The sequence below is a fragment of the Pseudogemmobacter lacusdianii genome (genome assembly GCF_030848395.1).
Lineage (GTDB): Bacteria > Pseudomonadota > Alphaproteobacteria > Rhodobacterales > Rhodobacteraceae > Pseudogemmobacter > Pseudogemmobacter lacusdianii.
Genome location: NZ_JAVDBT010000006.1, coordinates 228,023 through 236,616, shown reverse-complemented (window position 1 = coordinate 236,616; position 8,594 = coordinate 228,023). Strand labels below are relative to the sequence as shown.

The following is an 8,594-nucleotide window of genomic DNA, read 5'->3' as shown; positions in this document are numbered from 1 at the left end:
CCGTCGTCGCCCTCGCCGCAACCGTCATCTTCTGGCTATGACACAAGAACGAGTCCTGACCCTAAGGCGCGCCCACCGGCATTGGATTTCGGCCCGCGTTATAATCCGACCAATCGGTGATGTCGGGATAATGTTGCCGCCGCCAAGCCCTAACCCGAGGGTTCATCCGCCGCAGCCACAGGGGCGGGATCAGCGCCATCGCATTCATCAACGGATAGCCAAAGGGCAGTTGCGGTGCCTCATCCTCGGGGTAGGTTTGCAGCAAAGGAAAACGGCGGTCGGGTTTGTAATGGTGATCTGAATGGCGCTGCAGGTTGATCAAAAGCCAGTTCGTCGCCCGATGCGGCGCGTTCCAGCTGTGACGCGGCAAGGCGTGCTCATATTTCCCATCGCCAAGATGGCGGCGCGTTAGCCCGTAATGCTCAACATAGTTGGTGAGTTCGAGCTGCCAGATCGCGGTGAAGGCCTGAATGAGGAAGAACAAAAGCCCCATCCAACCGCCCAAGGCGTAAGCCAATAGCAGCATCGCGCCTTGCAGCGCCCAGTAACGCCAGAAGGGATTGCTGGGGTGGAACCACGGCTTTGATTTGCGTGCGAGCCAGGCCTTTTCAGCGCGGAAGGCCGAGAAAAGGCTCTCGGGCAGCACTCGCAGAAAGAAGCGGTGGAAGTTTTCATTATACCGCGCTGTCACCGCATCGCGCGGGGTGCCGACATAAAGGTGGTGCACCTTCAAATGCTCGGACCGGAAATGCGAATAAAGCACTGAGGCGAGCAGAAGATCGGCCAACCAACGCTCAAGCTTGGATTTTTGGTGCATCAACTCATGGCTGTAATTGATGCCGATCGTGCCAGACATCACCCCCATTCCGATGAAAAGAAACACCTTTTCCAACAGGTTCAACTGGCCATCCTGCGGGACGAACCAAAGCATGAAGCACAGGGTGAAAAGCTGAAGTGGGAACCAGATCAACGTCAAAAGCTGGTAGAGGAACAGATCATCCTCGGGCGTGTCGGTGGCGGGGTTGTTTTGGTTAAGCCCGGTGACGGCATCCAAAAGCGAAAACAGCGTCCAGCAGTAAAGCGGCATCGCCAGCACCCAAAGCCCGCCGAAACCCATCGCCAGAAAGGCCAAAGGCACAGTGCCCAGCGAGAGAAAATAGGGCAAAGCGCGGAGGGGAGAGGCAATGTTAGACGTGTCACTCATCATCGGGCCTTTGGGTCTGCGGTGTCACGCCACCATCTGCGAGATCAGCGTCATCACGCAACGGTTTCGCGCACCAGATCATAGGCTTTGCGCATCAAGGTGGGCAGGCTATCCGGGTCAAGCGGTACGAAGGCGCCGCGCTGGGGGTTGGCCTTGGTCTCGGCGCTTAGCACCTGCAAGATCAGGTGGAAATGCGTGAACGTATGGCGCACCTCGCCCAAGTTCTGCCAATCGGCCTGCATCGGAGCCTCACCAGCGGAGCCGTCCCAGGCGTCGCCGGGAAAGCCGATCATCCCGCCCAAAAGGCCTTTCATTGGCCGGGTCTCAACCAGCCACAAGGGGCCGTTGCGCGCGAGCCATACCGTGCCATGCCGCGTGGGCTTGGCCGCTTTGGCCAGTTTGCGCGGCAGCTCGGCCTGGATGCCTTGCGCACGGGCTTGGCAAAGCGACATCACCGGGCAGATGCCACAAGCCGGAGAGCGCGGGGTGCAGATCGTGGCGCCGAGATCCATCACGGCTTGCGCATGATCTCCGGGCCGCAGTTGCGGGGTGAGACGTTCGGCCAAGGCGGTCAGCTCAGGCTTGGCTTTCGGCAGCGGGGTTTCCACCGCGAAAAGCCGCGCCATCACCCGCTCGACATTGCCATCGACCACGGTTGCAGGTTCGTCAAAGGCGATCGAGGCAACGGCGCTGGCGGTATAGGGGCCAATGCCCGGCAGCGCCAAAAGTCCCTCACGCGTGCTGGGGAAGCCCCCCAAAGCCGCCACGGCGCGGGCGCATTTCAAGAGGTTACGGGCGCGGGCATAATAGCCAAGACCGGCCCATTCGGCCATGACTGCCTCATCCGCCGCAGCGGCAAGATCCTGAACCCTTGGCCAGCGCGCGATGAAACGTTCAAAATAGGCGCGCACGGCGGCAACGGTGGTCTGTTGCAGCATGACCTCGGACAGCCAGACGTGATAGGGGTCGGGACGCTCTCCGGCCATCTTCTGCATAGGGCCAATGCGCCAAGGCATGATCCGGGCATTCCGGTCATACCAGTCCATCAAAAGGGGGCCAGCTTGCTCTACAACAGCCCGCTGGGGGCCTACCGGCTCTGGACCAACGCCAGCGTCACGCATTCTTTATGCCTTGTCACAGTTGCGCCACTGGCGGCAGGGCGCGCTTGCGTTAAGATAACCGCCAAAGGGGCAAAGACCAGATGCGACCGGTAAAACCTAAAGTCAGCAATGAACGGCGGATGCGCGGATTTGAACCCGCTTTCGCTATGATGGCACGCGAAGTGCGGGCGGCCGGTGAAAGCCGGGGCTTTGCCGTGGCCAAATTGCTGACCCATTGGGAAGAGGTGGCTGGCCCCGAGATTGCCGCTGTGACCCGCCCGGTGAAAGTTGGTTACGGGCGTGAGGGCATGGGCGCCTCGCTCACCTTGCTGGTGCGCGGCGCGGCGGGCCCGATGGTCGAGATGCAAAAGGATGCGCTGCGGGCGCGGGTCAACGCGGTTTATGGCTATAATGCCATCGTGCGGATCTTACTGACGCAAACCTCGGCCACCGGCTTTGCCGAAGGTCAGGCGCAGTTTGTGCAAGCGCCGAAGGCGCCTCCGCCCCCGGACCCCGCCGTCTTGGTCCGGGTGCAGGACGAAACCAAAGGCGTTGCGGATGAGGGGCTGCGCGCGGCGCTTGAACGCATGGGCCAGAATATTCTAACACGGCAAAAGGCCGCAGAGGACAAAAGATGATGAAAATGAACCGTCGGGCACTGATCGCACTTGCCGCTGCTATGGCTGCAAGCCCTGCGCTTGGACAAGAAGCAGCACCCGAGGCTGCGGCTCTTCCCGAGGTCAAGGATTTCTCGATCGGCAATCCCGATGCCGCGGTGAAAATCGTTGAATATGCCAGCCTCACCTGCCCGCATTGCGCCTCGTTCTCGGAGCAGACCTTCAAGCCGCTGAAGGCCGAGTTCATCGACACCGGCAAGGTCCACTTCACCTTGCGTGAAGTGTATTTCGATCGCTACGGCCTTTGGGCGGCGATGATGGCGCGCTGCGGCGGCGATCTGAAGTACTTCCCGGTGGTGGAGACGCTCTTTGCCAGCCAAAGCGATTGGGCTGCCTCGGATGACCCGACCGCGGCTGTGGCCAAGATCCGCAAGATCGGCCTGACCGCTGGCATGACCAATGAGCAGCTCGACGCTTGCATGCAGGATGCCGCGATGGCCGATGCGATGGTCAAGCGCTTCGAGGCGAATATGGAAGCCGATGCGGTCACCGGCACGCCGACGCTGTTCATCAACGGCGAGCGTCACGGCAATATGAACTACACCGACCTTAAGGCGATCATTGACGCCAAATTGGCCGGCTAAGCCGTGACGGCACCCTTGCAAGGCATCCGCGTCATTGAATTGGCGCGGATTCTTGCCGGGCCTTGGGCCGGGCAGACCCTTGCCGATCTGGGGGCCGAGGTGATCAAGGTCGAAGCGCCGGAGGGCGATGACACCCGCCGCTGGGGCCCTCCGTTCATCGACCATGAGGGCGAGCGTTCGGCCGCCTATTTCCACAGCTGTAATCGCGGCAAGAAGGGCATCACCTGCGATTTCCGCACGGCTGAGGGCCAAGAGATGGTGCGCCGTCTGGTGGCGGATGCCGATGTCTTAATCGAGAATTTCAAGGTTGGTGGGCTTGCGAAATACGGCCTCGATTACGACAGCCTGATCAAGGTGAACCCGCGGCTGATCTATTGCTCGATCACCGGCTTTGGCCAAACCGGCCCCTATGCGCATCGCGCGGGCTATGACTTCATCATCCAAGGCATGGCCGGTTTGATGAGCGTCACCGGAGAGCCCGAAGGCCAGCCGCAAAAGGTGGGCGTGGCGGTGACGGATGTCTTCACCGGCGTCTATTCGGCCACGGCGATCTTGGCCGCTTTGGTGCAGCGCGGACGCACGGGACAGGGCCAACATATTGATATGGCTTTGATGGATGTGGCGACCTCGATCATGGCCAATCAGGCGATGAACCATCTGGCGACCGGGATGCCGCCGCAGAAAATGGGCAATGCCCATCCCAATCTGGCGCCCTATGCGGTGTTCGATTGCGCCGATGGCTGGATCATTCTGGCGACCGGGAACGACAGCCAATACCGCAAACTCTGCGGCATCTTGGGCTTGGAGGCGCTGGCCGAGGCGGCGGAGTTTTTCACCAACGCCGACCGCGTCGCCAACCGCGTGGCATTGACCGAAGCGCTGACCGAGGCGACCCGGACTTGGCGCATGGCCGATCTTTTGGCCGCTTGCGAAGGTGCGGGCGTCCCCGCCGGGCCGATTAATGATATGGCCGGGGTCTTTGCTGACCCTCAGGTGCAAGCGCGCGGGCTGCAGATCGCGCCCGAAGGCGTGCCGGGTGTTCGCAGCCCCATGCGATTCTCTGGCGCAGAGCTGGCATTGGATCGCGCCTCGCCCCGGCTGGGCCAGCATCAAGATGAAGTTACGGGCTAAGGGCGGCTTACGCGCCTATCTTTAGCCCGCATTTTCGGAGCCTTCAGCACATGACTCTCGCCGCGCAGACACCGGATCTTCCCCGCGCCCTCGCCTTGATCGACGCGGCCAATGCGGCGGATCCCAATTTGGAAGCCGGTGAGCCCGCCGCACTCCTTTACGGCCAGCGCATGACCGAGGAGCTTGACCGCCTCTTCCCCGATGCAGACCCGATCCTGCGCATCGCTGCGCGCGGCCAGCATGTCGAGCGCTGGCTTTTGCCGCGCAGCAGCTATCCGATGGGCAAGCCCGGATACCTTGAGTGGCGACGCGAGCAGGGCCGCCGCCATGCCGAACGGGTGGCCGGTATCATGGCCGAGGCAGGCTTCCCCGAGGCTGACCAGCAGCGCGCGGGCACGCTTTTGCGCAAAGAGGGCATCAAGCGAGACGCCTTGGTCCAGGCGCTAGAGGATGTGATCTGCTTCACCTTCCTGCGCTGGTATTTCGAACCCTTCGCAGCCACCCGGCCTGCCGAGGATATTCCGGGGATCGTTGAGAAAACCGCGCGCAAGATGTCGCCCGAGGCCCGGGCCCGCGTGCTTGCGGAATTTCCCCTGCCCGAGGCGCTTGCCGCCGCCTTCCGCGACGAAAATCCTCGCTGATTCACGCGTATTTGCTTTCGAAATTCACGCCGCGCTCACCGTAAGGTGACGCGTGTTTTGCGCATTTTTCTGGGGCGTTCTGCGCTGTGGACTTGAAATGTTCTCTCTATGTTCTATCTCTGGGTGCTATAGTAAGGAGTTTCCGCCGTGGAAGATCTTTCCTTTGCCCTTGCCCCGACCCCGCGCCAGATGGCCTATGCCCGCTCGCTTGCCTTGCGGAATCAAACGATTATGCCGTGGGATGTGCAGCAAGACCGCCGCAGCCTTTCGGCTTGGATCGATGTGCAGTCGCGCATGCGGCCAATGTCAGACCTCGACCCGCGCCCCAGCTCGCGGCAGGTGGCTTTTGCCGAACGGTTGGCGCGGGTGAAGCGCCGTGCGGTGCCGGCCGAGTGCTTCCGCGATAAAGGGCTGATGTCGAAATGGATCGACGGCAACAAATAGTGCCTTAGGCAAATCTCGCGGCGATTCGAAAGACGCGCCTTCAGCTTCAAGCCCTTCAAAGACACCAATCCCAAAAAGAAAAAACCGCGCGGTTTCCCGGGCGGCTTTTTCGAAATCTGCTTACCAAAGGCGGCAAGGCTATCTTGGGCAAATCAGCCCTGACGTGCCTTGTAGCGCTTTTGCGTCTTGTTGATCACATAGACGCGGCCTTTACGGCGCACAACTTGGCAATCGCGGTGACGCGTCTTCAGCGAGCGGAGCGAGTTGGCAACCTTCATGGTAACCCTCCTTCTACGCGGCGCATCACGCGCCAGATTGAAACCCTTGCCTCTTCCTATAAAGAGGCGGCGAATGGTGGGCGGTACTGGGATCGAACCAGTGGCCACTACGATGTCAACGTAGTGCTCTACCGCTGAGCTAACCGCCCACGCTGCCGGCTGTTTCGTCCTATGTCCCTTCGGTGAAACGAAAAGGACGCGGGACGAACCGCGTCGGTGGGCGGTCTATAGCCAGCTTGTTTGCCGCCCGCAAGGGGTTTCGGCTTTCTAACGAATGCCGTTATATCGATTTTACGGCAGCACCGCCGCCCGAGGACCAAAGCCCCGTGCCGCAGACGCTTACAGAGGTTTATTCTTTGCTCGCGCCCGATGAACAGCGGGTGCCTTTGATTTTTGCCTCGCCGCATTCGGGAGATGCGTATTCACAGGGGTTTTTGGCCCGTATCGCCTTGAACCCGCTGACAATCCGCTCGTCCGAGGATGCTTTCGTCGACCAACTTTACAGCGCTGCACCGGCGCATGGTGCGCCTTTGCTTGCGGCCCGCGTGCCGCGCGCTTTTGTCGATTTAAATCGTGCGGCGGATGAGCTGGACCCTTCCGTGATCGAGGGAATCAGCCGCGGCGCGCATAATCCGCGAATCTCTGCCGGGCTTGGGGTGATTCCCCGAGTCGTCTCGGCGGGGCGGGCGATCTACACGGGCAAACTGACCCAGCCCGAGGCGGAAGAGAGACTCCGGCGCTACTGGCACCCCTATCATGACCGGCTGCGGCGTTTGCTGGAGCAGACGCGGGAGACATTCGGTCAGGCGATTCTGATCGATTGCCATTCGATGCCGCATGAGGCTTTGGAAAGCCATGTCCGCCCCGGCAGGTCGCGCCCGCAGGTGGTCTTGGGCGATCGCTTCGGGGCTGCGGCGGGGCGCGATGTGATGGAGCGGGTTGAGGCGGCTTTTTCCGGCGCAGGTCTGCAGGTCGCCCGCAACGCGCCTTTTGCTGGCGCCTATATCGCGCAGGCTTACGGCCGCCCGCAGCGCCGCGTGCATGTGGTGCAGGTCGAGATTGACCGCGCGCTTTATATGGATGAGGCGCGGGTCGAGCCCTCCAGCGACTTCAACGCCTTCCGCGAGCTGATTGGCGGAGTGGTTGAGGATCTTTGCAGTGGTTTGGCCCTCCAGCGGCCCTTGGCGGCAGAATAGCCCTTACCGCAAAGCCCGCCCACGAATGATCGCATCGCTGCCAAAGCGCGCCCGGATCCCGTCCGAGGCGCGTTCCAAAGCCGCCCTTTTTGCGGCATCGGGGTCCAGAAGATCGCCCGAGACATCCGCCTGATCTGCGCTGGTCAAATCGGCAATGCCGACGCCAATCAGCCGGTAGGGACCGCTGGTGCCGACATGTTCAAACATCGCCCGTGCGGCGCGGTAAATCCGGTCGGTGAGCTGGGTCGCATCGCCCAAAGAGTGACGCCTTGTGACCAGTTGGAAGTCGCCACGCTTCAACTTCAAAACCACGCTGCGCCCGGCCAGTTCCTTGGCCTTGGCGCGGTCGGCCACTTGCTCCGAAAGCCGCCACAGATGCCCGTCCAACAGATCGGCATCCGAGGTGTCCTCGTTGAACGTCGTCTCTTTGCTGATCGACTTTGGCCGCTCATCGCGGGCCACGCGGCGCTGATCCTCGCCCCGCGCCAGATGGTAAAGCCGCTCGCCCATATGGCCAAAGCGCGCCGACAAATCCCCGCGATCCCAGCGCAACAGGTCCGAGATTCTGCGGATCCCTGCTTTTTCCAACTCGGCCTGTGTGGCCGTCCCCACGCCCCAGATGATCCGCACCGATTTGCCTTGCAAGAAAGCCGGGGTCTCGGCCTTGCCGATCACAGAAAACCCGCGCGGCTTATCCAGATCCGAGGCGATCTTGGCCAAAAACTTGTTATGCGAAAGCCCGATGGAGCCGCTGACCCCCAGCTCATCTTCCATCCGCTTCACCAGCCGCGCCAGAAGCACCGCCGGGGCCGCGCCATGCAGCCGCGCCGTGCCGGTCAGGTCCAAAAACGCCTCATCCAAAGATAAAGGCTCGATCGAGGGCGTCAGCGCTTCCATCATCGTACGAATCTGGCGGCTGACCTCGACATAGACCGACATGCGCGGCTTCACGACCTTCGCCTCGGGGCACAGCCTCAATGCTTGGAACATCGGCATGGCCGAGCGCACGCCTTTGATCCGCGCCAGATAACAGCAGGTTGAGACGACACCCCGCGTGCCGCCGCCCACGATCACCGGATGGTCGCGCAAGGAAGGATCATCGCGCTTTTCAACCGAGGCATAGAACGCATCGCAATCCATATGCGCGATGGTCAGGCTTTCCAGCTCTTCATGCGCGATCACGCGCGGCGAGCGGCAAGCGGGGCAGCGCGACCCCGCAGGAAAACTTGTCAGGCAATCTCGGCAAAGGGCTGGCATGATCGGCGCAGGATACTGTGGCAGGCTGGCCGAGGCAAAGGCTTCGCAAAACCACTCATCCTAAAGCCGAAGCGTGGCAGAC

General features: G+C 61.6%; 10 protein-coding genes and 1 tRNA gene. 6 read left to right on the top strand and 5 right to left on the bottom strand.

The genetic code is table 11. From position 1 onward, the window contains the following. Positions 1–61 precede the first annotated feature (61 nt). Both Q9295_RS08420 and Q9295_RS08415 read right to left on the bottom strand, forming a co-directional pair. Positions 62–1,204 (bottom strand): alkane 1-monooxygenase, encoded by a 1,143-nt coding sequence (locus Q9295_RS08420; protein ID WP_306680090.1) that lies wholly within the window; start codon positions 1,202–1,204, stop codon positions 62–64. 53 nt (positions 1,205–1,257) lie between these two features. Beyond that, the gene (locus tag Q9295_RS08415) at positions 1,258–2,325 is read right to left on the bottom strand and encodes an A/G-specific adenine glycosylase (protein ID WP_373457441.1); all 1,068 of its coding nucleotides are present in this window, start codon (positions 2,323–2,325) and stop codon (positions 1,258–1,260) included. A gap of 119 nt (positions 2,326–2,444) precedes the next feature. On the opposite strand from Q9295_RS08415, the gene Q9295_RS08410 reads away from it, so the two are divergent. The 5 genes from Q9295_RS08410 (at position 2,445) to Q9295_RS08390 (ending at position 5,781) form a co-directional block, all read left to right on the top strand. Further along, positions 2,445–2,942, top strand: a complete 498-nt coding sequence (locus Q9295_RS08410) for a DUF721 domain-containing protein (RefSeq protein WP_306680089.1) — start codon at positions 2,445–2,447, stop codon at positions 2,940–2,942. A gap of 5 nt (positions 2,943–2,947) precedes the next feature. Then, entirely contained in the window at positions 2,948–3,565 is a 618-nt protein-coding gene (locus Q9295_RS08405) for a DsbA family protein (RefSeq protein WP_306680088.1), read from the top strand. 3 nt (positions 3,566–3,568) lie between these two features. After that, positions 3,569–4,696, top strand: coding sequence for a CaiB/BaiF CoA transferase family protein (locus tag Q9295_RS08400; protein ID WP_306680087.1), 1,128 nt, complete (start codon positions 3,569–3,571; stop codon positions 4,694–4,696). Between the two features lie 50 nt (positions 4,697–4,746). Further along, on the top strand, positions 4,747–5,337 hold the full coding sequence (locus tag Q9295_RS08395; RefSeq protein ID WP_306680086.1) for a DUF4202 domain-containing protein: 591 nt from the start codon (positions 4,747–4,749) through the stop codon (positions 5,335–5,337). A gap of 147 nt (positions 5,338–5,484) precedes the next feature. Next, positions 5,485–5,781: a hypothetical protein gene (locus tag Q9295_RS08390; RefSeq protein WP_306680085.1), complete on the top strand. Its 297-nt coding sequence runs from the start codon at positions 5,485–5,487 to the stop codon at positions 5,779–5,781. Positions 5,782–5,933: 152 nt separating this feature from the next. Here the strand turns inward: Q9295_RS08390 and ykgO are convergent, their stop codons facing one another. Both ykgO and Q9295_RS08380 read right to left on the bottom strand, forming a co-directional pair. Next, positions 5,934–6,059 (bottom strand): type B 50S ribosomal protein L36, encoded by a 126-nt coding sequence (gene ykgO / locus Q9295_RS08385; protein WP_023666132.1) that lies wholly within the window; start codon positions 6,057–6,059, stop codon positions 5,934–5,936. Positions 6,060–6,133: 74 nt separating this feature from the next. Continuing rightward, positions 6,134–6,208, bottom strand: a tRNA-Val gene (locus Q9295_RS08380). 177 nt (positions 6,209–6,385) lie between these two features. Here Q9295_RS08380 and Q9295_RS08375 point away from each other — a divergent pair. Then, entirely contained in the window at positions 6,386–7,255 is an 870-nt protein-coding gene (locus tag Q9295_RS08375) for an N-formylglutamate amidohydrolase (RefSeq protein WP_306680084.1), read from the top strand. A gap of 3 nt (positions 7,256–7,258) precedes the next feature. On the opposite strand, the gene Q9295_RS08370 is transcribed toward Q9295_RS08375, so the two are convergent. After that, positions 7,259–8,512: a DNA polymerase IV gene (locus tag Q9295_RS08370; protein ID WP_306680083.1), complete on the bottom strand. Its 1,254-nt coding sequence runs from the start codon at positions 8,510–8,512 to the stop codon at positions 7,259–7,261. Between the last annotated feature and the right edge of the window lie 82 nt (positions 8,513–8,594).